At 65.4% G+C, this 21818-nt stretch carries 19 protein-coding genes; 10 read left to right on the forward strand and 9 right to left on the reverse strand.

The features are described 5' to 3' along the window. Positions 1 to 43 precede the first annotated feature (43 nt). Positions 44 to 3217 carry a T9SS type A sorting domain-containing protein gene (locus tag IPM49_08445; protein MBK9274554.1) on the forward strand — a complete coding sequence of 1058 codons (3174 nt, stop codon included), beginning with the start codon at positions 44 to 46 and terminating at the stop codon, positions 3215 to 3217. A gap of 55 nt (positions 3218 to 3272) precedes the next feature. Here IPM49_08445 and IPM49_08450 read toward each other — a convergent pair whose 3' ends face one another. Genes IPM49_08450 through IPM49_08460 form a run of 3 tightly spaced genes read right to left on the reverse strand, consistent with a single transcriptional unit; the run spans position 3273 to position 7833 of the window. Beyond that, positions 3273 to 6533, reverse strand: a complete 3261-nt coding sequence (locus tag IPM49_08450; protein ID MBK9274555.1) for a CHAT domain-containing protein — start codon at positions 6531 to 6533, stop codon at positions 3273 to 3275. Next, entirely contained in the window at positions 6530 to 7258 is a 729-nt protein-coding gene (locus tag IPM49_08455; protein ID MBK9274556.1) for a hypothetical protein, read from the reverse strand. Before IPM49_08455 ends, IPM49_08450 begins: the two co-directional genes overlap by 4 nt. Further along, positions 7255 to 7833, reverse strand: a complete 579-nt coding sequence (locus IPM49_08460; GenBank protein MBK9274557.1) for a sigma-70 family RNA polymerase sigma factor — start codon at positions 7831 to 7833, stop codon at positions 7255 to 7257. Before IPM49_08460 ends, IPM49_08455 begins: the two co-directional genes overlap by 4 nt. 160 nt (positions 7834 to 7993) lie before the next feature. On the opposite strand from IPM49_08460, the gene IPM49_08465 reads away from it, so the two are divergent. From IPM49_08465 to IPM49_08500, 8 genes are all read left to right on the forward strand, one after another. Beyond that, the gene (locus IPM49_08465) at positions 7994 to 8452 is read left to right on the forward strand and encodes a response regulator transcription factor (protein MBK9274558.1); all 459 of its coding nucleotides are present in this window, start codon (positions 7994 to 7996) and stop codon (positions 8450 to 8452) included. Between the two features lie 26 nt (positions 8453 to 8478). Then, positions 8479 to 9522 (forward strand): hypothetical protein, encoded by a 1044-nt coding sequence (locus IPM49_08470; protein ID MBK9274559.1) that lies wholly within the window; start codon positions 8479 to 8481, stop codon positions 9520 to 9522. A gap of 3 nt (positions 9523 to 9525) precedes the next feature. Continuing rightward, positions 9526 to 10263 (forward strand): T9SS type A sorting domain-containing protein, encoded by a 738-nt coding sequence (locus IPM49_08475; protein ID MBK9274560.1) that lies wholly within the window; start codon positions 9526 to 9528, stop codon positions 10261 to 10263. Between the two features lie 63 nt (positions 10264 to 10326). Further along, entirely contained in the window at positions 10327 to 11391 is a 1065-nt protein-coding gene (locus tag IPM49_08480) for a hypothetical protein (protein MBK9274561.1), read from the forward strand. A 3-nt stretch (positions 11392 to 11394) separates the two neighbouring features. Next, entirely contained in the window at positions 11395 to 12339 is a 945-nt protein-coding gene (locus IPM49_08485; protein MBK9274562.1) for a T9SS type A sorting domain-containing protein, read from the forward strand. A 143-nt stretch (positions 12340 to 12482) separates the two neighbouring features. Next, on the forward strand, positions 12483 to 14093 hold the full coding sequence (locus IPM49_08490; GenBank protein ID MBK9274563.1) for a DUF4139 domain-containing protein: 1611 nt from the start codon (positions 12483 to 12485) through the stop codon (positions 14091 to 14093). 32 nt (positions 14094 to 14125) lie between these two features. Next, positions 14126 to 14797, forward strand: coding sequence for an MBL fold metallo-hydrolase (locus IPM49_08495; protein MBK9274564.1), 672 nt, complete (start codon positions 14126 to 14128; stop codon positions 14795 to 14797). Between the two features lie 114 nt (positions 14798 to 14911). Next, on the forward strand, positions 14912 to 16732 hold the full coding sequence (locus tag IPM49_08500; GenBank protein ID MBK9274565.1) for a class A beta-lactamase-related serine hydrolase: 1821 nt from the start codon (positions 14912 to 14914) through the stop codon (positions 16730 to 16732). 177 nt (positions 16733 to 16909) lie between these two features. Here the strand turns inward: IPM49_08500 and IPM49_08505 are convergent, their stop codons facing one another. The 5 genes from IPM49_08505 to IPM49_08525 form a co-directional block, all read right to left on the reverse strand. Next, a complete protein-coding gene (locus IPM49_08505; protein ID MBK9274566.1) occupies positions 16910 to 17350 on the reverse strand; it encodes an OsmC family protein in 441 nt (146 codons plus the stop codon). Between the two features lie 36 nt (positions 17351 to 17386). Beyond that, positions 17387 to 17992, reverse strand: a complete 606-nt coding sequence (locus IPM49_08510) for an NAD(P)-binding domain-containing protein (GenBank protein ID MBK9274567.1) — start codon at positions 17990 to 17992, stop codon at positions 17387 to 17389. A 32-nt stretch (positions 17993 to 18024) separates the two neighbouring features. Continuing rightward, on the reverse strand, positions 18025 to 18795 hold the full coding sequence (locus IPM49_08515) for a DUF481 domain-containing protein (protein ID MBK9274568.1): 771 nt from the start codon (positions 18793 to 18795) through the stop codon (positions 18025 to 18027). 3 nt (positions 18796 to 18798) lie between these two features. Beyond that, complete coding sequence (locus IPM49_08520) at positions 18799 to 19731, reverse strand: hydrogenase (protein MBK9274569.1); 933 nt, start codon at positions 19729 to 19731, stop codon at positions 18799 to 18801. A 98-nt stretch (positions 19732 to 19829) separates the two neighbouring features. After that, positions 19830 to 20576, reverse strand: a complete 747-nt coding sequence (locus tag IPM49_08525; GenBank protein ID MBK9274570.1) for a type 1 glutamine amidotransferase domain-containing protein — start codon at positions 20574 to 20576, stop codon at positions 19830 to 19832. A 410-nt stretch (positions 20577 to 20986) separates the two neighbouring features. On the opposite strand from IPM49_08525, the gene IPM49_08530 reads away from it, so the two are divergent. Then, positions 20987 to 21370 (forward strand): helix-turn-helix transcriptional regulator, encoded by a 384-nt coding sequence (locus tag IPM49_08530; protein MBK9274571.1) that lies wholly within the window; start codon positions 20987 to 20989, stop codon positions 21368 to 21370. A gap of 3 nt (positions 21371 to 21373) precedes the next feature. Here the strand turns inward: IPM49_08530 and IPM49_08535 are convergent, their stop codons facing one another. After that, positions 21374 to 21802, reverse strand: coding sequence for an ankyrin repeat domain-containing protein (locus tag IPM49_08535; GenBank protein ID MBK9274572.1), 429 nt, complete (start codon positions 21800 to 21802; stop codon positions 21374 to 21376). Positions 21803 to 21818: the final 16 nt, after the last annotated feature.

Consider the following 21818-nt stretch of genomic DNA (forward strand, 5'->3'; position numbering starts at 1 on the left):
ATCCCCTCCCCGGGTGCACCGTCCCTTCTTAACCATTCCAACCATGAACCAGACATTCAAACAACTCCTGCTGGGGACCGCCCTTTGTTGCGGCACCTTGGTGGCCCAGGCCCAGGGCCTGGAAGGCATCATCGTGGAGGAGTACCACACGGTGACGCAGGCCGATGCCGACTTCCTCAACAACGACCTCGGCAACAGCAGCTTCACGATCGCCCCGGGATCCAAGGTGTACCGGGTGTATGTGGACATGCTGCCCGGCTACAAGCTGAACCAGGTGTTCGGCGCGCCGGAGACCTTTCCCGGGAGCGGCGTGAGCCTCAACCCGCTGGATTTCTCCACGACGACGACCTTCTGGAACGACGACAACTTCGGATCGGAGCTCCCGGCCCAGACGCGTCGCATCGATGAGGGTACGGCCTTCGACAGCTACATCACCGTGAACACCACCGGTACCGCCGGCGGCACGGCGGGTTGCGGTGTGGCCACCCAGCAGTTCGGTGTGCTGCGCACGGCCGACACGGACGGTGACCTCACCACCTGCGGTGTGTACCCGGGCTTCACGGGCAACGACGGCAGCATTCCGGGCACGGGCCCCGCGCTGACCTACAACATCAGCGGTCTGATCGACTTCGCGGCCCTGACCGGATCGGCCAGCAGCCTGCAGGTGATCAACGATGCCTGGACCACGCTGCCTGCCAGCCAGGGTGTGGACCCCAGCGGCACCAACCGCGTGCTCATCGGCCAGTTCACCACGGACGGCACCTTCAGCTTCCACATCAACGTGCAGCTGAGCGACCCCAACAGCAACCTGGAGACCTACGTGTGGAACCAGGCCGGCGCCGGCGAAGTGGTGAGCCCCCTCCTCACCTACCCGCAGGCCCTTCCTCCGGATTGCAACGGTGTTCCGGGTGGTCCGGCCGTGCCGGGAACCGCCTGCGATGACGGTCTCGCCACCACGGGTAACGATACCTGGGACGCGAACTGCGTGTGCGTGGGTCAGCTGATCGACTGCGAAGGCACCCCGGGCGGCAGCGCTCTTCCGGGCACCGCCTGCGATGACGGCCTGGCCACCACCGGTAACGATACCTACGATGCCAACTGCACCTGCGTCGGTCAGCTGATCGATTGCGAAGGCACCCCGGGCGGCAGCGCCCTGCCGGGTACCGCCTGCGATGATGGCCTCGCCACCACCGGCAACGACACCTGGGATGCGAACTGCACCTGCGTGGGCCTGCTGATCGACTGCGAAGGCACCCCGGGCGGCAGCGCCCTCCCCGGCACCGCCTGTGATGACGGTCTCGCCACCACCGGCAACGACACTTGGGATGCGAACTGCACCTGCGTGGGCCTGCTGATCGACTGCGAAGGCACCCCGGGCGGCAGCGCCCTCCCCGGCACCGCCTGCGACGATGGCAACCCCAACAGCAGCAACGACACCTGGGATGCCAATTGCACCTGCAGCGGCACCCTGGCCAACGACTGCCTCGGCGTGCCGGGTGGTCCTGCCCAGCCGGGTACGCCCTGCGATGACGGCCTCGCCACCACCGGCAACGACCTGTGGGATGCGAACTGCGTGTGCGTGGGTCAGCTGATCGACTGCGAAGGCACCCCGGGTGGCAGCGCCCTGCCGGGCACCGCCTGCGATGATGGCCTCGCCACCACCGGCAACGACACCTGGGATGCCAACTGCACCTGCGTGGGCCAGCTGATCGACTGCCTCGGTGTGCCGGGTGGTTCCGCTCTTCCGGGCACCGCCTGCGACGATGGCAACCCCAACAGCAGCAACGACACCTACGATGCCAATTGCAACTGCGTGGGCCAACTGGCCAACGACTGCCTGGGCGCACCGGGCGGCCCTGCTCAACCGGGTACGCCCTGCGATGACGGCCTCGCCACCACCGGCAACGACCTGTGGGATGCCAATTGCGTGTGCGTGGGTCAGCTGATCGACTGCGAAGGCACCCCGGGCGGCAGCGCCCTGCCGGGTACCGCCTGCGACGACGGCAACCCCAACAGCAGCAACGACACCTGGGATGCCAACTGCACCTGTGTGGGCCAACTGGCCAACGACTGCCTGGGTGTGCCGGGCGGATCCGCCCTGCCGGGTACCCCCTGCGACGACGGCCAGGCCCAGACCGGCAACGACACCTGGGATGCCAACTGCAACTGCATCGGTGAGGTGATCGACTGCCTCGGCGTGCCGGGTGGTTCCGCTCTGCCGGGCAGCGCGTGCGACGACGGCAACGCGGCCACGATCAACGATGTGTACGACGCGAACTGCACCTGCGCCGGCACCCCGCTCGGCAACTGCACCGAGATCCTCACGCTGGACATCACCCTGGACAACAACGGGGCTGAGACCACCTGGGAGGTGCGCGACGAGACCGGTACCACGGTGATCCTGTCCGGTGGTCCCTACCAGAACGGTCAGGCCGGCAGCATCGTCACCGAGACCCTCTGCCTCAACCAGATCTGCTACCGCCTGATCGTGAACGACGCCGGTGGTGATGGCATCAACGGTGGTGGCTACGTCCTCACCGATGCCAACGGCCGCCGCATCGTGGACGCCAACGGTTCCTTCACCAGCACCAGCAGCGTGATCAACGAGTTCTGCCTGCCGCTTAGCGTGGCGCGCCTGATCAACGCCAGCTGCGACCGCACGAACCTGACCTACAGCACCAGCACCCAGATCTACGCCAGCTTCTACCCGGGTGCCAGCGGCTACCAGTTCTGGATCTTCGACCCCCACGGCTCCTACAGCCGTCGTGTGTTCAAGACCACGCAGAACCTGGTGCCCGCCAACCTGGTGACCCTCCCGGTGCCCGCCGACCTCGACCTGAACGTGCGTGTGCGCGCCCTGGTGGGTGGCAACTACACCGCGTTCGGTCCGGCCTGCCGCTTCCGTCTCAACACCCCGGGTGGTGCCGGTCGTGAGGCCGTCCTCTTCGACGAGGCCAGCAACGTGACCATGAGCCTCTACCCGAACCCGAACCGGGGTGAGGTGGTGAACGTGGCCTTCGACGGCATCGCTGCCGCCGAGCGGATGGACATCGACGTGATGGACATCTTCGGCAAGCGCGTGATGGCCGAGCAGATCGCCGCTCCGGGTGGTGCCTTCGTGCACACGATGGACATGGCCTACCTCGCCCCTGGCGTGTACATGGTGAACGTCCGCGTGGGCGAGCGCCTCTACACCCAGCGCCTGGTCCGCCAGTAAGCTGAACGACCTTCAAGGCGAAGGGCCGCTCCTCACGGGGCGGCCCTTCGTGCGTTCAGCGCGTTGAACGGCGGTGACGTGGCCACCACCGCCATCCGAGCCACAACGCCAGGCAGGCGCCGACGCCCATCACAAGCCAGATCCAGGGAAAGCTCCGTTCGAACTGCACGGGTCGCACATCTCCGACCAGGACCAGGCCTGCCCAGTAATATGGTAGAAGGAGCTCATCCTTCGCTGCATCGAGGTGCTCCAGCTTCGCCAACCGAAGCGCCTCATGCTTCGGCAGGCCGTCGGCGAGGTGTTCGTAGAAGCGTGTGACGATCTCCGAGGACACCTTCTCATCGATGCTCCACAGCGCCATCACCAGGCTTGGGCAGCCGGCATAGGCGAAGCTGTGGCCGATGGAGCGCACCCCCTCACCCACGTCCTCCCGACCGCTGCCGGTCTCACACGCCGTGAGCACGGCGAGCTGGGCACGGAGGTCCAGCTCGTAGATCTCATAGGCATGCAAATAGCCGTCGTCATCCGTACCTCCTTCCGCACCGCCTTTGCTCAGCACGAGCCGCGCGTACATCGGATCGGATGGATGCAGTTCGGCATGCGTACCCAGATGAATGACGCCGTGGTCCGCGGCACGATCGCGCAGCGCCTGTTCACTGGCCGCACTGCCCAGCAGGAGCGTGGCGGACCAGGACCGGCCCAACCCCGCCGCGGTGCTCAATGCGAAGGGCTGCCGGACATACGACAGGAAGCGCCTGTCGATGCGCGTGCTGTCCGCGATGCGCTCCACGTAGTTGCGTTTGACCTCGTCGGTGAATCCGGGCGCGAGCGCAAGGGTCCTGCCTGTGCGCTCCCGCGCGAGGTCGGCGAACTGAACGGCGGTGGTGGCGGAGAGCAGGTAGGCGATGGCGTACCGACGCAGCAGCACGTGTTCGCTCATCCGTGACGGGACACAAGGTGCGTCCACCAGCGCCTCGAAACTGACCTGGTGAAGCGGACCATCGGGGATGATCAGCAGTTCGCCGCCGGTGAGGGCATCGGCCACCGGGGCGATGAGCCTTTGATGGAGCCGATGCGCCGAGGCGATGCCGCGGACCGCATCCCTGCTCCCGATGGACTCATTGAACGCACGCACATCGGCCGCAAGGCCCTTTCCATCGGTGCGGACCAGGATGGCGGTGTCGCTCCGGATGACCAGGATGTACAGATGCTCCTCATGCGCGGTGTACGCAAGCAAGGGTCGTTGCGGGGTCACAAGCTTCTCCCGCACCTGCTTCAGGGTCACCGTGGGTTCGCCGTGGCGGAGCGCAAAGTACCGGGGATGCTGTTCGGCGATCATCCTCAGCAGGTCCCGCAGCTCGGCCTCCCGCCGGTCCAGACCCAGGGCTGACGAAGGGTGATCGGCATCGATGGCGAGGGCCTGGATGAGCTCCTGCTCGCGGGCGACCAGGGAATCCGGCAGGCCGGCATAGCGCAGTCCGGCGAACGTGTTCAACCGGGCTTTGAGCAGCACCGAGCGGTCCGCCTCCGCCAGATGCAGGAAGCGCTCGAGGCGGTCCGACGAAGGAGCTTCCGCGTACGCGTCATGGGCGACCTCCTGGGCGAGCTCGAAGAGGCGCTTCTGGGCGGCCATGAGGTGCAGTCGGGATGCGGCATCCTGCACGGCCGAGCGGTTCCGGGCCAGGGCGGTGATGGCCAGGTCCAGATCGGCGTCCCACGCGTCCCCATGCGCATGGCCGGCGGGCGCCAGGGCACGTGAGGCCCGCACCTTCCAGTAGACCGCATCGGGCAGCAGCCGGGGTGCGGGGAAGGCCTGGGGCAAGGGGAAGGCCTGAGGCAAGGGGTCGGAGCGGGCCGCGCGCACCCGGGCGTTCAGGATGCGCAGGGCCTCCTCCGCATGCCCGAGCGCACCCCGGGGATCGCCGGCCTCGAAGGCGACCTCGGCAAGCTGGATCTCCACCTCGGCCACCTGATGATGCGCACTGCCGTGGATGCCTTCGAGGATGGTCCGGGCGCGCTGCAGCTCTGTCCGCGCTTCCTCCCACCGGCCCTGGCGCGCACGCATGGAGGCACGTTCACGCACGCAACGGGCCAGCTCCGGGTCGATCGCCGGGTCCCGGCTCTTCTGACAGGCGGCGATGCTTCGTGTGAAGAGGGAGTCCGCCGCCATGTAGCGCCCCTGACGCACCAGGATGGAGCCCAACTTGATGGCCGCCCGGATGTACTCCTCGCTGGACCTGCCGAACCGCTCCTCGGCGGAACGCACGTACTCCAGCTGCAGGGGAAATGCGTTGCCCGCATCGCCCGCGCCTAGCTCCAGGTCGGCGAACCGTTCCTTGACGGCGATGAGCTGGGGGTCGTCCTGCGCGAGGACACTGCTGCGATCGCGCCAGCAGAGGTCCAGCAGTTCCCGCGCACGCCCGTGATCGCCAAGCTCGAAATACACGGTGGACAGGTTGAGGTAGGTGCGCGACCGGCTGACGATGGCCTCATCGCGGGTGAACGCATCGGAGGTGGTGCGCACCAAGCGATCGCTTTGCCGCAGGGCATCCTGATAGTAGGCCAAGGCCCGTGGAAGGTCGCCGGCGCTCTGCCAGAGGACGCCCAGGTTCCCATAGGTGCTCCCTCTGCGTGCGATGCTGGCCTCATCGGTGCGGTCGTCCAGCACCTCAAGGGCCCTTGCATACTGGCCCTCGGCCTCGCGGATGCGCCCCAGGTGCCAGCAGGCGACGCCGACCGCCGTGTACGCTTCCGCCCACTGGATCGCCGGCACGGAGTCCGCGCGCCCATACTGCTTGAGGGCTTCCCGGGCCCAGTGGGCCGAACGCTCGTGGTCGCCCAGGATGCTGTGGTCGAAGGCCAGGTATTGACGGGCGCGGCCTTTCTGGCCGAACGGGATCGAGGGGTCGGCGTCGGCGACCAGCACGGCGAGCGAGTCGACACGGGCGCATTCACGGGCCTGACCGGCCTCGTAGTACACCCAGCTGAGGTCGAAGAGCGCCTCCAGTTCGTTCCTCGCCGCTCCGCGCTCGCGCACGCGACCGAGGATCCGCTCGCCTGCTGCGATCCCGGCCTCCGGTCCGTTCACCTTGCGCTGCGCACGGGCGAACTTGTAGAGGTAGCGATGCAGGGAGTCCGCGTAGGGTGTGCCCGGCACCTCGCGCAGCTGGGCCTCCACTTCACGGATCACACCGGCGTGGTCCCCGGCCTCGTACAGGGCGCTGATGCGCGCATGGCGCGCGGCCACGGCCGCGAGGTCCTGCGCCGGCAGTGCAAAAGGCAGCGCTCCTGCGAGGAGGAACAGCCACCGGGTCATCGTGCCTTCAGCTGTTGCTTGATCGCACGGGCCTGATCGCCCCGCAAGGGATCCTCCTCCACCGGAAGGGCGGCGGCCTTGTCGGTCTCACCTGTGCGCAGGTAGGCCAGAAAGAGATACCACCGGGCCTTGTGGAGGAAGGGCGACGCAGGTGCGGCGGCCAGCGGTTCCAGGAGGGGGATGGCACCGGGCAGGTCACCTTCGGCCATCAAGGCGGCGGCGACGTAGTACTGAAGGGTATCGCTCCCGGGCCGCTCCTTCAGGAGGGAGGCCCAGCGCGAGCGGGCATCCGCATAGCGACCCTCCTTGAAGGACACCATGGCATCCGCGAAGACCGGATCATCGGTGACGCTCATGGCCACCGGCAGGCCGGGATCCACCACGAAGTGCTCGGCGAAGAGCCGCTCGGGGTCCGAGGGCCGCAACATCCACCAAACGGCCACGCCAAGCAGCAAGGCGAAGCCCGCAGCGTACTTGAGCAGCCCGCCCCATGCGGGTCCTCCGCCTTTGCGCAGCTCCACCTCCCCGATCGCCTGCAACGTGCGCTGCAGCCCGCCCAGTTCAACGGCCAGGATGTGCTCGCGCTCCAGGTCCAGCTCGGCGCGCAGCGCCGGGTCCGAGGCCAGCCGCTGCTCGAATCCAGCGCGCTCCGCCGCGCTCATGCGGTCCAGCACGTAGGCCTCGATGGCCTCGAAGGTGGTCCGGTCCAGGGCTCCGTTGCTCATCCCTGCTCGTGATCTTCGCCTCCGATGGCGTTCCGGTGCGCACGCAGTTTCATCATGCAGCGGTACTTGATGGTGCGGATGCTCTCCTCCTCCACGCCCAGTTCATGTGCGATGGTGGACAGGTCCTTCCGTTGGAAGTAGAACCGGTCCAGGACGGTGCGGCACTTGTCATCCAACCGTTCATAGATGGCCCGGAGCCGGGTCAACCGGTCCTCCACGCCGTCGTCCGGCTCGAAGGCCGCTGCGTGCATGCGTTGATCGTGCACGACGTTCATGTGGCGGTGGGCGGCGGACCGGACGGTGTCCAGCCATTTGTTGCGGGCGATGCTGAAGAGGAGGGCGCCGGGGTCGGTGCCGGTGGACAGGGTGCCATCGCGGGCACGGAGCCAGAGCACGGTGATGGCCTCCTGGAACACGTCCCGTGCATCATCTCCCGTGCCTGAATTGGCCAGCACGAACCGCCGTACCGTACCGAAGTGCGCGGTATAGAGCGCACGGATGCTGGCGGGGTCGTTCCGCAGGAGGCCGATGAGCCGATCGTCGGCCAAAGGGCGGGAGTGCGCTGGCGTAGGCACGGGCTGGCCACGCGATGATACGGCGAAAGGCCGAGCGGGTCCATGGGTGGCGTTGGAACTGGCATCCGGATCATCATCGGGGAAGGTCGCGCAATGTGAACAGTGGGTTATTCTTTCCGCCCGATCGTTCACATCCGCGGACCCATCCCGATGAAGGGGCATGGAACGCACACTCCCCACCCCCTCGGCCAGGCCAACGGCCGTTAGCCGCCGGGTCGTGATCGCCGTGATCGACCTTCCGGACGGAGAGCCCGAGGGACCGATGGTCCGCAACGGCCACATGATCACCCTGGACGGTGCGATGCCGGTGGAGGACCTCATCACCGGTCTGCTGAACCGACCGCCATGCGTGCCGATGCACCCAGGCGTGGAGCGTGTGCAGGTGCAGGTGATGCGGCACGAGGCTCGACAGGAGGTGCGCTTGAGCCCGCGTGAGCACCAGGTGCTGCAGGCGCTGGTGGCGGGGCTGAGCTACAAAATGATCGCGGACCGGCTGGGGATCGGTTTCCAGACGGTAAGCACTCATCTGCGCCACATCTACACGAAATTGGGCGTACGCACCAACACCGAGGCCGTGGCGATGGCGCTGCGGTACGGACTGCTGGCGGCGCGCGCCTGAACCCACGAACCAGAACCAAAAAGCACATGAACCATCGTACCCTCCTCCTAACCGCCCTGGCCTCCCTCGTGGGGGTCTCGGGCTCCGCGCAATTCGTACGAATTGTCGTACAAGGCACCGGTGCCCCCCAGGTCTTCTCTGACCTTGCCGCTGCGGTGGCGGCCGCCCAACCGGACGACCACCTCTACCTGAGCGGTGGCACGTTCACGGTGTCCGGCAACATCGTGGTGGACAAACCGCTGCACTTCGTAGGCGCCGGCATCCACCCGGACAGCAGCAGCGTCACCACCATCACGACCATCAACACCTCCGGGGCCACCCAGGTGCACACCGCCGGCTCGGGCAGCAGCTTCACCGGCATCCGCTTCAGCAACACGATGCAGTATGGCGACGGGACGGCGAACTTCTCTCCCACCGGCATCGTCTTCCAGCGCTGCGAATTCAACTCGTACGCCCACCTCGGCGCTGGATCGGAGACGGTGATCGACGAGTGCATCTTTCGCTTCCGCTTTTACGGCTACGATGGCACCGCCCTCGTAACGCGCTCGATCTTCACGTATTGGGGGAACGCCACGCATGCGCCGATCAGCGCGTTCGGCACCGGAGGCCTTACCATGGACCATTGCACGGTCATCGGTGGACGGATCACCAACAGCGCGAACTCGACCGTCAGCAACTGCATTTTCACCCGGAACAGCAGTGCGCCGTTCTGGCAGAGCAGCGGATCGACCATTACGAACAATCTGTGCGTCTTCACCAGCCTGACGAGCAACATGACCCCGGGCGCCACGAACGGCAATGTGCTTGGCCTGAACGCGGCCGATAGCCTCTTCGTCAATGAGATCAGCGGCAACTACGAGTTCAGCGACGATCTGCACCTGGTGGCCGTGAGCCCGGGGGTCGGAATGGCCACGGACGGTACGGATGTCGGCGTGTACGGTACGACCACACCCTACAAGCCTGGCGCGGTACCCTTCAACCCGCACCTGCGCAGCGCTGTGGTGGATCCGACGACGAACATGAACGGCGAGCTACCGGTGAACATCCGCGTGGCCGCACAGACCCATTGAACCATGAAGCGGCTCCTTCTTCTTCCTGCGCTGCTCTCCACCGTATTCGCTGGAGCGCAGACCATCAACGAGCTCCGCTACTGGGTGAACGACGACCCGGCCACCCTGGCCACCGCGGCCGTGGGGCCCGATGCCGACCTGAACCTGAGCGCCAGCTGGATGCTCCCCAATCTGCCCAAGGACTTCAACACGGTGACCTACCAGTTCAAGGACAGCGATGGTCGATGGAGCGTCCCGCACACACTGCCCGTCCTGCGCAACACCGGCCTGGCGGACGGATACGCGTACTGGATCGACGACGCCATCGCCAACGCCACGACAGGTTCGCTGGGTCCGGGGCAGGTGGTGGACCTGATCGCCGATCTCCCCATCGGGCTTCCGAGCGGGAACCACCTGTTCACCATCCAGTTCAGCTCCGCACAGGGCAGCTGGAGCGTACCCTTGACCACCGAGTTCTCCGTGGTCCTCGAGGTTCCGGAGCTTCCGGGCGTCACCGACCTCCTGCTCTTCCCCAACCCGATCACCCAGCAGCTCAGCCTCCGCCTTTCGACAGAGGAAGCACGGACCCTGGACCTGCAGGTGGTCGACCTACGGGGTGCGGTAGTGGCGGACCTGAGCACCTGGAGCGTGAGCAGCACGGCCACGCGGAACTGGGACCTGTCCACCCTTGCCCCAGGGAACTATCTCCTGCGCTTCACCGGCGATGACGGGGTGGCTGCGATCCCCTTTGTCAAGGAGTGACCGCGCACCGGAAGCTCACAGACTCCCTTTCACATCAAACAACAACTACAACCGTTCACCATCATGGAACATCGGAACACGCTCCTTCTTCTGACCGGCCTCCTCGCCGGGTCCGTCCATGCCCAATTGCAACGCGTCGTTGTGCAGGGTACGGGCGCACCCCAGGTCTTCAGCGACATCAACAGCGCGCTCGCCTCGGCCCAAGCCAACGACCGGCTCTACTTCAGTGGTGGCGCATTCATCTCTTCGACGGCGCTGACGATCGACATACCCCTGCACTTCATCGGCGCCGGGATCCATCCGGACAGCACCGACGTGACCAGCACCACGGAGATCGCCACCACGACAGGGAACATCATCCTGACCACAGGCGCCAGTGGGAGCACCTTCACCGGTATCGTGCTGAACGCCTCAACGGGGATCCAGTACGGCACAAGCGGCACCGACGATAACCCTACCGGCATCCTCTTCCAGCGCTGCCGTCTGATGTGCGCATTCAACTTCACGCAGGACCAGTTCTCGACCTCCAGCACCACCTTCGACGAGTGCCTCATTCACAACAACTTCAATGGAGGCATTGGAGGTCCGGCCAACACCACGACGGCGACGTTCACCCGGTGCATCTTCGGGAACGCTGCTGGTACGGGAACGATCGGACAAGTGGGCAACCTGTTCATCAGTCATTGTGTGTTCCTTAACGAAGAGATCTGCCGCAACTCGGAGGGCGCCGTGATCGAGAACAGCATCTGCACCATGTCGAGTGCGCCGGTCTACCAAAGCAACAATGTCACCTTCACCAGTTGCCTCTTCAGCGGTGGCTCCTACACGGGCAATTCGACCGGGGAGGTGGTCATCAATTGCCAGTTGAACGTGTCGCCTTCGAGTCTTTTCGTGAATGAGACGGACAATGCCTTTCAGTTCACGGATGATCTGCACCTGGCGCCCGGGAGCGGTGGCATCGGGATGGCCACGGACGGCACCGACATCGGCATCTACGGCAGCTCCTCACCCTACAAGCCCGGTGGTGTGCCATACAATCCGCACTTCCGCAGCGCGAGCATCGCTCCGGCCACGGATCCGAACGGCGATCTACCCGTCAACATCCGCGTAGCGGCTCAACCCAACTAGGACATGCGCTCCATTGTGCTCCTGCCTGCCCTGGCGGTCATGTGCTATGTTCAGGCGCAACAGATCGATGGCTACCGCTACTGGTACGATGACGATGTGGCCGCTGCCGTGACGACGGCGGTGAGCAACACCCCTGAGCTTGTGCTCGTGGATGGCTGGCCAACGTCGGGCCTGGGTCCAGGACATCACCGGGTCAGTGTGCAGATACGCGACACGGATGGGAACTGGTCGGTGCCTCAGACCCACCTCTTCACCCGTAGCGGATCGCCGATCACGGGCTACCGGTACTGGACGAATGATGATGTGTCGACCAGCATGACGGGCAGCATCGTCCCGAACACGGTGGTTCACTTGAACACCTTGGTGGATCCGGGAACGTTGCCGAACGACTTCAACACCGTGACGATCCAGTTCCGCGATGCTGATGGCGAGTGGACCGTTCCGCACACGACCTGGTCCGTCAAAGGGACCGGTGCGGTGGACGGCTATCAATACTGGATCGACGACGACATCGCCAACGCCACGACCAGTTCCATCGGACCTGCGGCCGTGGTCGATCTCATCGCCGGGCTTCCCATCATGACCACGACCGGGACCCACACCTTCACGATCCGCTTCAGCGGCGCGAACGGAACGTGGTCGGTCCCCTTGACCACGGAATTCTCCTTCATCACGGACGTCGAAGAACTGCCGGGGATCACCGATCTCCTGCTCTTCCCGAACCCGGTGACCGATCAGCTCGGGCTGCGGCTGACGACCAACGAGGCCCGCACCCTGAGCCTGCAGGTGCTCGACCTCTCTGGATCCGTCGTGGCCGACCTGAGCACCTGGAGCGTGAGCGCCACGGCACACCGCAGCTGGGACATCAGCACGCTGGCAAGCGGGAGCTACATGCTCCGGATCACCGGCGAGCACGGAGCATGGACCACCCGGTTCGTGAAGCCATAAGGCGAAGAGCCGACCGGCGGAACCGCCGGGAAATCATGGGAAGGGCCGCTCCGCACGGGGCGGCCCTTCGCGCGTTGAACCGATCGGCACGCCGCGTGTACGGAGCGGGTGCACGGTGCCTTCCTTTGCACCGCTCCACACTCATGCGCACCCTCCTTCTCTCCCTGCTCACCGTGTCCACCCTGCTCCGGGCCGCGGAGGGCGAACGCCCCGTCACCAGTCGCATCAGCGCCGCCAAGGTGTTCCTGAGCGGCGCACAGGTGAGCCGGTCCGCATCGGTCACCGTGCCGGTCGGTCGCACCACGCTGGTGTTCAGCGGTCTCAGCCAGGAGCTGGATCCCATGAGCATCCAGGTGACCGGAAAGGGCGGCTACACGATCCTCAGCGTCAACCATCGGATCAACTACCTGACGGAAAGCCCGAAAAAGAAGGAGATCGAGGAGCTCAAGGAGCGGATCACGAAGCTCGAGCACGACTGGGCCGTCGAGAACGGGCTGCAGCAGGTGTGGGTGAACGAGGAGCAGCTGTTGCTGAAGAACAGCGCGGTGGGCGGGCAGCAGAACGGGCTGACCGCCGCGCAACTGCAGGCGGTGAACGACTACGTACGCGAGCGGATGAAGGCCATGAAGGCCGGCTGGCTGGCGCAGGAGGAGAAGAAGAAGGCCATCCACGAGGAGGCCGAGAAACTGCGGCAGCAGTTGGGCACCCTGCAGGCCCAGGCGCCGCGCCCCACCAGCGAGGTGGTGGTGGAGCTCGACAGCCCTGCGGAAGTGGCCGCCAGCTTCACCCTGGGCTACTTCGTGCGCAGCGCAGGTTGGACGCCGGCGTACGATCTGCGGGCCAGGGCGGTGGGGCAGCCGATCGAACTGCTGATGAAGGCCCAGGTGGTGAACAACACCGGCGAGGACTGGACGAAGGTGGACCTGGGCCTGAGCAGCGGCAACCCCACGCAGGGCGGGGTGATGCCCGAGCTGCAGGCCTGGGTGCTGGACCAGCCGGTGATTTTGGAGACGATCGCCATCCGCGGCGCACGGACCAGGAGCGAGGCCTACCGCGAAGCCCCACCGGCCGCCATGGGCGATGTGACGATGCAGCGGGAGGACATGGACGCGATCGCGACGGTCAACAACACCGTGGTGTACCGCACCACCACCGTGGAGTTCACCATCGACGCACCGTTCAGCGTGCCCAGCGACGGGCAGGCGCACACCGTCGGCGTGCGCACGCACAGCATCCCGGCCACCTACCAGCACTATTGCACGCCGAAGCTGGACCCCGACGCCTTCCTCTATGCCCGCACCACCGGATGGGAGGACCTGAACCTGCTGCCGGGCCAGGCGAACGTGTTCTTCGAGGGCACCTTCGTGGGCCAGAGCCATCTGGACCTGAGCCGGCCGCAGGACACCTTGGCCATCAGCCTGGGCCGCGACAAGGGCGTCGTGGTGGAACGGGTGCGCCGCAAGGGCACCGATGACAAAGCGGTGATCGGTGGCCGTCGCACGGTGACGCGGGGGTGGGATATCACGGTACGCAACACCAAATCCACTGCTGTGGACCTTGAACTTCGCGACCAGTATCCGCTGAGCCCGCGGAGCGAAGTGGAGGTGAAGCTCGAGGACGCCGGTGGTGCCTCGGTGAACGAACAGACCGGCCGGCTCAGCTGGCGCCTCAGCCTGGAGCCCAAGGCCACGCGCAAATTGAGCTTCGTGTACACGGTGAAGCACCCCAAGGACCAGCCCGTGGTGCTGGAGTAGTTTCGCGTGCATCTGAAGCCTGCGGACCGCACATGCGCCACGCACATCTCCCCGCCGCCCTCCTCCTGCTGGCCCTGGTGCCGCTGCACACCTGCGCACAGCGTGTGAACGCCACCTTCATCGGCAACTGCGCCTTCCGGATCGGGCTCGAGGACTGGACGCTCTTCACCGACTTCCCGTACCAGCCCGGCTACTCGGGCTATGACACGTACGAGATGCCCGCCGACATCGCCGGCGTCCGGGGCACGGCCCTGATCACGCACGGGCACCTCGACCACTTCGACAGCAGCCGCTTCGCCACGACACGCCTGGACCTGATCGCGCCCTTCCTTTCCGAAGGCGAGCAGGCCGAAGCCCTGTCCGCACTCGAAGCCCGGGGCATCTACGTCTACCCGCAAGCCACAGCACATGCGGAGATGCCCCATGCGTCGTACATCGTCAGCATCCGGGGTCGCCGTCTCTACATCGCAGGCGATACCGAGGACCCCGCGCACCTGCTGGCCTCCCGCGACCTGGCGGTGGCCTTCGTCACGCCCTGGCTGCTGCGCACCGTGCACGCTCAAGGCAAACGCATCGATGCGCGGGCCGTGGTGGTGATGCACCACGAGGCCGACATGGTGGACAGCCTGGAGCTGCCCACCCCGTGCGATGGGTGCCGCTTCATCATCCCACGTCAGGGCGAGGTGATCGAGCTGTTCCGCTGATCCGGACCGCAAGGGATGTTCGGGCGATCGTGCCCGCTCCGAGGACCCAACGCGCACTTTCCGGATCCCCAGGCCATCGATCCGGACGACCTTTACCGGCCAAACCATCCCGGTATGCGACCCATCATCCTGTTCCTTGCGCTCACCGCACTACCGGCCTGCCAGGCGCCACACCGCACGGACGACCCCGCCGGGTTCCTTCGGCGCCACGTGGAGACCGGGCTGTGCAACCCCGTGTTCATCGAGGGCGACAGCCTGTGGACCATCGAGGAACGCATGAAGCACTACGGTGTGCACGGCGTCAGCATCGCGGTGATCGACAGCTTCAAGATCGCCTGGGCGAAGAGCTACGGGGTGATGGACACCGCCACGAAGCTGCCGGTCACGGACAGCACCTTGTTCCAGGCCGCCTCCATCAGCAAGCCCGTGTTCGCCATGGCCGCGTTGAAGCTGGTGGAACAAGGCGTGCTGCAGCTTGATGCCGATGTGAACACCCAGCTCAGCTCGTGGAAAGTACCGGAGAACGAATTCACCGCCACGGAGAAGGTGACCTTGAAGCGCCTGCTGGGTCACGTGGCAGGCACCACCGTGCATGGCTTCCAAGGCTATCGGCAGGGCGCTCCCTTGCCCACGCTTGTCAACATCCTCAATGGCGAAGCTCCCGCCAACTCGCCCCCTGTGGTCGTGGATCAGGTACCTGGAAGGGCATGGAGGTATTCAGGCGGCGGCTATTGCGTGGCCTCGCAGCTGATCCTGGATGCGAAAGGCGGCACCATCCCACAGCACATGCACGAGCTGGTGCTGAAGCCGCTGGGCATGACGCGAAGCACCTACGAACAACCCATTCCTTCGACCATGGTGCACAACGCCGCCAGCGGCTACGTGCCCAACGGCTCCATGGCAGTGGGCAAGTGGCACGTGTATCCCGAGATCTCGCCCGATGGCCTGTGGACCACCGCGACGGACCTCGCGCGGTTCGTCATCGATATGCAGAGAACCCTGGCGACGGACAGCGGCAAGGTGCTCACACGCGCTACTGCCGAGCAGATGGTGGAGCCCTTCGTGGAACCGCACGGCGGCGTGGGATTCTCGCTCATCAACAAACGCGGCGAGCGCTACTTCGAGCACGGCGGCTGGAACGAGGGCTTCTGCGGCGAGATCATCGGCCATGCCTCCAGCGGCAAGGGCGTGGTCATCCTCATCAACGCCAACCGACCGGCCTTCATGTACGAAGTGGTCCGCTCCGTGATGCGCGCATACGACTGGCCGGGCATCGTTCCATCACGAAAGCAAGTGCCGATGGACGCCGCAGCGATGCGGACGCTCACCGGGCGGTACAAGGACGGCAGCGATAACAGGGTCACCATCGCTGTGCGTGACGGCGATCTGTATCGCGAGCCGCTGCGCGAACCCGCGACCGAGCTGGTGCACATCGGGGAAGGGGTGTTCGTCAGCCGCACGGATGAGCGCAGGCTACGCTTCATGCCCGACAGCGCGGGCCGCATGACGCTCCGCGTAAGCCAAGGCGACCCCGATGAGCTGATCGTGGCCATGCCCCGCATGCAGGACGATGAGCTCGTACCGTTCGAGCATGTGCAACGTGGCGATCGCGATGCGGCCCTGAAGGCCTACACCGTGCTCCTGGCCGCGGACCCCAACGACGAAGCCGTGAACGAACAGCGGTTGAACGCGACCGGATACGAGCTGATGAACTCGGGGAAAGCCCAACAGGCGCGCGACCTCTTCTTCATCAACATGAAGCTCTACCCGAAGAGCTCCAACGTGTACGACAGCTACGCCGAGGCCTGCCTGATGCTCGGCGACAAGCGCGAGGCGCTGATCCATTACAAGCGTGCGGCGCAGATGGACCCGAACAACGCGAATGCAGCGAGCATCGTAGAGGAGCTGGAACGCGAAGGGATCAAGGCCGAATAGGCCTGCCGATCAGCTCTTCGGCTTCAGGTCGTACCCCATGCGGATGGTCATGAACTACTGCTCCTGTTCAGGCCAAGGTCCTTGAGCTGGCCGGTACGCACACCGAAGACCCGGCCGCGGATCATGGGCTGGCGTTCCTTGCACCAGCGATCCCGCTTGTGGTGCGGATCCGACCGTTCAGGCAAGCGATGCGCTCAGGGTGATGGGCACGCTGCGCAACAGCTGGCTGATGGGGCAGTTGGCCTTGGCATCCTCGGCGCAGGCCTGGAAACGCTCCGCATCGATGCCGGGTACGCTGGCGGTGAGGTCGAGGTGGATGCCCACCACGCCCATGCCGTCGCCCACCTTGTCCATGGTCACGGTGGCGGTGCAATCGAGCCGGTCGGCGGTGAAGCCGGCCGCGTTGAGCACGAAGCTCAGCTTCATGGTGAAGCAGCTGGCATGTGCGGCGGCGACGAGCTCCTCGGGGTTGGTGCCGGCGCGACCGTCCTCGCTCACGAAGCGGGTGAGGAACGAGTGCGGGGTGCTGCTGAGCGCGCCGCTCGTCGTGGTGACATGGCCTGAGCCTTCCTTGCCGGTGCCGCTCCAGGTGGCGGTGGCTTTTCGGTTGATGGGCATGGGATGTGTGTTAGGTCGGCCGCCGAATGTAGCTTCTCAGCGCCGCATGAGCTTGAAGGCGATCCCCCTTCCCATCTTCTGGAAGATGGCCAGGTCGATCCATACCAGCGCGAAGCCCTCCAGGATGGGCACCTTGTCGTCACCGCCGAGGTCATGGCACTCCTCAAAGCCCACGGCCTTCACCAGGTCGCGCACCGTTCCCTTGGCCGCCTCGCTGCCGCCGGCCATGAACATGTCCGCCACTTGATCGCCGTAGCGCACATCGGCGAGGTTCTCCCATCCCGTGCAGTTGAAGACCTTCACGGCATCGGCACCGATCGCGCGCAGGGCCTCGAAGCCGGGCGCCGTGCCCAGGGGACCCGCCATGTTGGTGGCGTCCATTACGAGCTTGCCATTGAGCGCGTCGCCCAGCGACGCGGCCAGATCGGCCACCACCTTGCCGGGCGTGGCGATCAGCACGGCATCACCGGCCTTCACCGCGTCCGCGATGGGCATCACACGGGCGCCGATGCCTTGGGCCCACTTCAGGGTCTCCTCGTCGTTGGGATCGCGGGCGCCGATCAGGATGTCGTGTCCTGCGGACTTCCATTTCTCCGCGAGCGTGCCGCCGATGTTGCCGGCGCCGATGATGGTGATGGTCATGGGTGCTGTAGTTCGTGGTCGGTTGTTCGCTGTCAGTGGGCCTTCGACCGGCCTTCGAAGCTCACCCCAAAGGTCCACAACAGGTCCTCGTACATGTTGCGCTGCTGCACCACGCTCTCGTAGCTCCAGTTCACGGCCTGGCGCAGGGCGAAGCCCTTCTTCAGCGGGATGCTCAAGGCCGCTTCCACGTGGGCACGCAGGTTGTCCGCATCCGTGAGCGAGGGCTGCACCCACGCTTCGCATTGCAGGCGCATCAGGCCCTTCATGATGCGATGTTCTCCGTAGATCCTGCCGGTCAGTCGATAGGTCCCGATCAATGGATCGGTGAGGTCCGGACGTTCCCTGTACGTCGCGCTGCGGAAGGTGCTGGTCTCGTAGGTGGCGGTGGCGGAGAGCTTGAGCAGCTGGGCGTTCTTCCGGAGCAGCACATAGGTGAGCCCGGGTCCCACCTGCGTGCGGTGGTCGATGCCACGCTGATAGCTCTGCTGGTACCACAGCATGAGGTAGGGATAGAGCCGGGCCCGCGGGTTCGCGTACACGAAGTTCCGCCAGATGCCCTCGCCCAGGGTCTGCCGGTAGAAGAAGGTGCCGTACTGATAGGTGATCGCGCTCTTGAAGCCCCAGCGCTCCTTCACATGGGCGATCTCGGCGGTGCCCAGCAGCATGAACTGCTCGATGTTGCCGCGCAGCCAACTGCCGGTGGCGCTCACGCGGTACTGCCAGCGCAGCGTGTCCACTTCGCTGAGCTGGGCGCGGCCCATGATGGAGAGCGCAAGAAAGCCGATGACGCAGAGCACGCGCATGGATCAATCGAGGTAGCCGTCCACGGGCTGGAGCTTGGCGGGCAGCTCCGACTCGCCCAACAGCTCGCGTAGGTCGCGCTCGATGGTGTTGCACAGGGCATTGAGCGGCACATCGGTGATCCGGCCCTCGAAGGGGTCCTCGTTCACCTCGCCCACCTTGCCGATGATGGCGAACACGAAGCTGATGACGAGCGCCACGGGGACCACCACCCAGCCGATGCCCATGCGCTCCAGATCGGCCACCAGGCAGAAAGGCAACAGCACGATGAAGACCTGCAGGAAGAGCCGCGTGAAGAAGTGGTACTGGCGCAGCAGGGGCGTGTTCTTGATGCGTTCGCAGCCGCCCTGGTAGTTGGCCAGCGCGAGCAGTTGCCCTTCCATCTGGAAGCTGTCGAAGCCGCCCAAGGTGCCATCGGCCATGGCCCGGTAGATCCGCTGTCCGATCAGCTGCATCACCACGTTCGGCTTATTGGCCGCCGCGTCCACCGCGGACCGCTCCTCCGCCGGCATCAGCGCCGTCACGGACGACCAGTCCCGTTCGCCGCGCAGGTGGATGCGCAGCGCGTGGGCCCAGGCGATCACCTTGTGCACCATCTCCCGTTTGAAGGCCTCGCTGCGGGCGCGATCGAAGTTGGGCTGGTGCGCGTGGCTGTCCGTGAAGGTGATGATGAGCCGCGCCAGCACCCGAGTGCTGTTGATGATGCCGCCCCACAACGTGCGCGCCTCCCACCACCGGCCGTAGGCGCTGTTGTTGCGGAAGCCGATGAAGATGGCCAGCGCTCCGCCCAGTGTGGCGGCGATGCTGAAGGGCAGGGCCACCAGCGGCTCCCAGCGGTGCAACACGTAGGACGCCGCCGCCGCGATGAGCGCCAGCAGCAGTTCGCCCTGCACGTAGGACAGCACCTTCAACGGATCGAAGCGGCGTTTGATGATCATGGGAACAGGTTCATTCGGATGTTGGGATCATCGGGCCAGTGCACCCGGTAGGTCGACCCGGTGGGTCGACGCTACGGGTGCCTGACCGCGGTGATGCTTTAAGCGCCAAGCGCCTCGATCACCATTCGGGCCGTGGCCGAGCCGCTGAACTGCTGCTGGCCGGTGATCAACCGACCATCCCGCACGGCGAAGGCCTTGAACATGCCGCCGGTGATGAAGTTGGTATTGGGCAGCTTCCGCGCCTCGGTCTCGATCCAGAAGGGCTGGATGCGCTGGCCCACGAAGTTGTCGGCGAACTGCTCCTCGGCATCGGCGAAGCCGGTCCAGGTCCTGCCGTCCACCAGCAGCTTGCCATCGGCGGTCTTCGCCTTCAGCAGGATGCAGGTGGCGTGGCACACGATGGCCACGACCTTCTTCGCTTCGTGGAAATCGACCACCAGCTGGTGCAGCTCGGTGTTATCAATGAAGGTGTACATGGGGCTTTGGCCACCGCTGAGGAACACGGCGTCATAGTCGGTCACCTTGATCACGCTGATGGGCTTGGTGTTCTTGACGAGTTCGGCGTGCTTCGGGCTCTTCTTGAAGCCGAGGCTCAGGATGTCGGCCGCGCTGTAGCCGCTCTCGTGCTCGGGGTCGCTGAAACCGTCGGCCTCCAGGTCGCCGCCATCCGGGCTGAAGATGTCCACCTGATAGCCCTTCTCCACGAACTCCCAGTAGGGATGCGTGAGCTCGGCCCACCAGAAGCCGATGGGCCAGCCGGTCTGCTTGCTGGTGGATGCGTTGGCGGCAATGAGGGCGATGCGCCTGGGCTTCGCGGGGTCGATGAGGTTGAGTGCTGCGCTCATGGGGATGGGTTTTGTCCAACAGACACCCTGCCTGTTGATGGTTTGTGTTTCGTCCGATGAGGCACCCCGCCTGTTGCGGTTGGATATTCGGTCGGTGAGGGAGTGCCCTTGTTGCGGCTGCAAACCTTCAGCCCATACAGGCACTTTCCGCAGGTAGCGCGAATCCGTGAGGTACTCACGTTTTGGTAAGTATTGTGCTGGACAGGGGTTCGCGACGATCTTTGCCCCGCCAGGGATGCGAGCGGCAGCCTGCTGATGCCGAGGCGCTGGTGGCGCGCGCAGCGAGGAGGCGACCGGAGGAAGCCCCCGCAGCCGCAGCGACACCCGCTGAGGCGAAGCAGCTACAGCGGACAGCCCGTCCGGCGGCCCAACCCGCCAACGCAACCTCACAACACGCAACCCATTCGATCATGCCCGACTTCACCCACGACGGCCACGTGTACTACAACCCCTTCGAGTTCGCCATGGCCTTCATCGGGGGCACGTGGAAGGCGCCGGTGCTGTACCGGCTGAAGAAGGAGAAGCAGCGCTACAGCGAGCTGAAGAAGAACATGCCGCACATCAGCGACCGGCAGCTGGCGGCCACGTTGCGCGAACTGGAGAAGCACGGCATGGTCTCGCGGAAGGTGTACGCCGAGGTGCCACCGCGCACGGAATACGCCCTCACCAAGCGGGGCGAGCAGGCGATCCCGGTGATCGAAACGCTGCGGCAGTACGGCATCGCGCTGATGAAGGACGTGGGGATCGAGAGCAAGTTCTACATACCGCGAGTGAAGGCGGTGCGGAAGAAGTAGCGCTTATGGCAAGGCGAACTTCATCTCCGTGAGCCCAAGCCCCTGGATATGCTCCAGCAACTCCTTCGCCGGCTCGCCGCCACGTGTCGCGTGATGCAGCAATGTGAGCCCATGCGGCCCTTTCGAGCGCAGCAGGTTCGGAAAGGCCGCCAGCAGTGTCTTCACTTCCACGGTGCGGCCCAGCATGGTGAGCACGAAGATGTTCGCCCGGGCGCCCTGACCGATCAGGTACTCCGCGATCTCCCGATCGCCGACATGGCCAGCGCCCTCAAGTGCTGTCTCAAAGTCGCCACCGCCCACATCCCAGGTCGCGTTCAGCAGGCCGGGCTGCTCCTTCAGCATGCGCTGCACTTCCGCCAGGTTGTTGTGGCCCACGCGCACGAACTCCTTTACCAGTTCGGGTGCGAGCTGCGAAGGCTTGGCGGGGTTCATGGTGTCCTGGGCCAGC

The sequence above is a fragment of the Flavobacteriales bacterium genome (genome assembly GCA_016715895.1).
Taxonomy (GTDB): domain Bacteria; phylum Bacteroidota; class Bacteroidia; order Flavobacteriales_F; family PHOS-HE28; genus PHOS-HE28.

What these genes read in the sequence shown, in the direction of transcription:
- IPM49_08470 (MBK9274559.1), top strand. Translation starts at nt 8,479, where the DNA reads ATGAACCATCGTACCCTCCTCCTAACCGCCCTGGCCTCCCTCGTGGGG.
- IPM49_08480 (MBK9274561.1), top strand. Translation starts at nt 10,327, where the DNA reads ATGGAACATCGGAACACGCTCCTTCTTCTGACCGGCCTCCTCGCCGGG.
- IPM49_08530 (MBK9274571.1), top strand. Translation starts at nt 20,987, where the DNA reads ATGCCCGACTTCACCCACGACGGCCACGTGTACTACAACCCCTTCGAG.
- IPM49_08455 (MBK9274556.1), bottom strand. Translation starts at nt 7,258, where the DNA reads ATGAGCAACGGAGCCCTGGACCGGACCACCTTCGAGGCCATCGAGGCC.
- IPM49_08525 (MBK9274570.1), bottom strand. Translation starts at nt 20,576, where the DNA reads ATGAGCGCAGCACTCAACCTCATCGACCCCGCGAAGCCCAGGCGCATC.
- IPM49_08515 (MBK9274568.1), bottom strand. Translation starts at nt 18,795, where the DNA reads ATGCGCGTGCTCTGCGTCATCGGCTTTCTTGCGCTCTCCATCATGGGC.
- IPM49_08465 (MBK9274558.1), top strand. Translation starts at nt 7,994, where the DNA reads ATGGAACGCACACTCCCCACCCCCTCGGCCAGGCCAACGGCCGTTAGC.
- IPM49_08495 (MBK9274564.1), top strand. Translation starts at nt 14,126, where the DNA reads ATGCGCCACGCACATCTCCCCGCCGCCCTCCTCCTGCTGGCCCTGGTG.
- IPM49_08450 (MBK9274555.1), bottom strand. Translation starts at nt 6,533, where the DNA reads ATGACCCGGTGGCTGTTCCTCCTCGCAGGAGCGCTGCCTTTTGCACTG.
- IPM49_08520 (MBK9274569.1), bottom strand. Translation starts at nt 19,731, where the DNA reads ATGATCATCAAACGCCGCTTCGATCCGTTGAAGGTGCTGTCCTACGTG.
- IPM49_08485 (MBK9274562.1), top strand. Translation starts at nt 11,395, where the DNA reads ATGCGCTCCATTGTGCTCCTGCCTGCCCTGGCGGTCATGTGCTATGTT.
- IPM49_08505 (MBK9274566.1), bottom strand. Translation starts at nt 17,350, where the DNA reads ATGCCCATCAACCGAAAAGCCACCGCCACCTGGAGCGGCACCGGCAAG.
- IPM49_08445 (MBK9274554.1), top strand. Translation starts at nt 44, where the DNA reads ATGAACCAGACATTCAAACAACTCCTGCTGGGGACCGCCCTTTGTTGC.
- IPM49_08500 (MBK9274565.1), top strand. Translation starts at nt 14,912, where the DNA reads ATGCGACCCATCATCCTGTTCCTTGCGCTCACCGCACTACCGGCCTGC.
- IPM49_08475 (MBK9274560.1), top strand. Translation starts at nt 9,526, where the DNA reads ATGAAGCGGCTCCTTCTTCTTCCTGCGCTGCTCTCCACCGTATTCGCT.
- IPM49_08490 (MBK9274563.1), top strand. Translation starts at nt 12,483, where the DNA reads ATGCGCACCCTCCTTCTCTCCCTGCTCACCGTGTCCACCCTGCTCCGG.
- IPM49_08535 (MBK9274572.1), bottom strand. Translation starts at nt 21,802, where the DNA reads ATGAACCCCGCCAAGCCTTCGCAGCTCGCACCCGAACTGGTAAAGGAG.
- IPM49_08510 (MBK9274567.1), bottom strand. Translation starts at nt 17,992, where the DNA reads ATGACCATCACCATCATCGGCGCCGGCAACATCGGCGGCACGCTCGCG.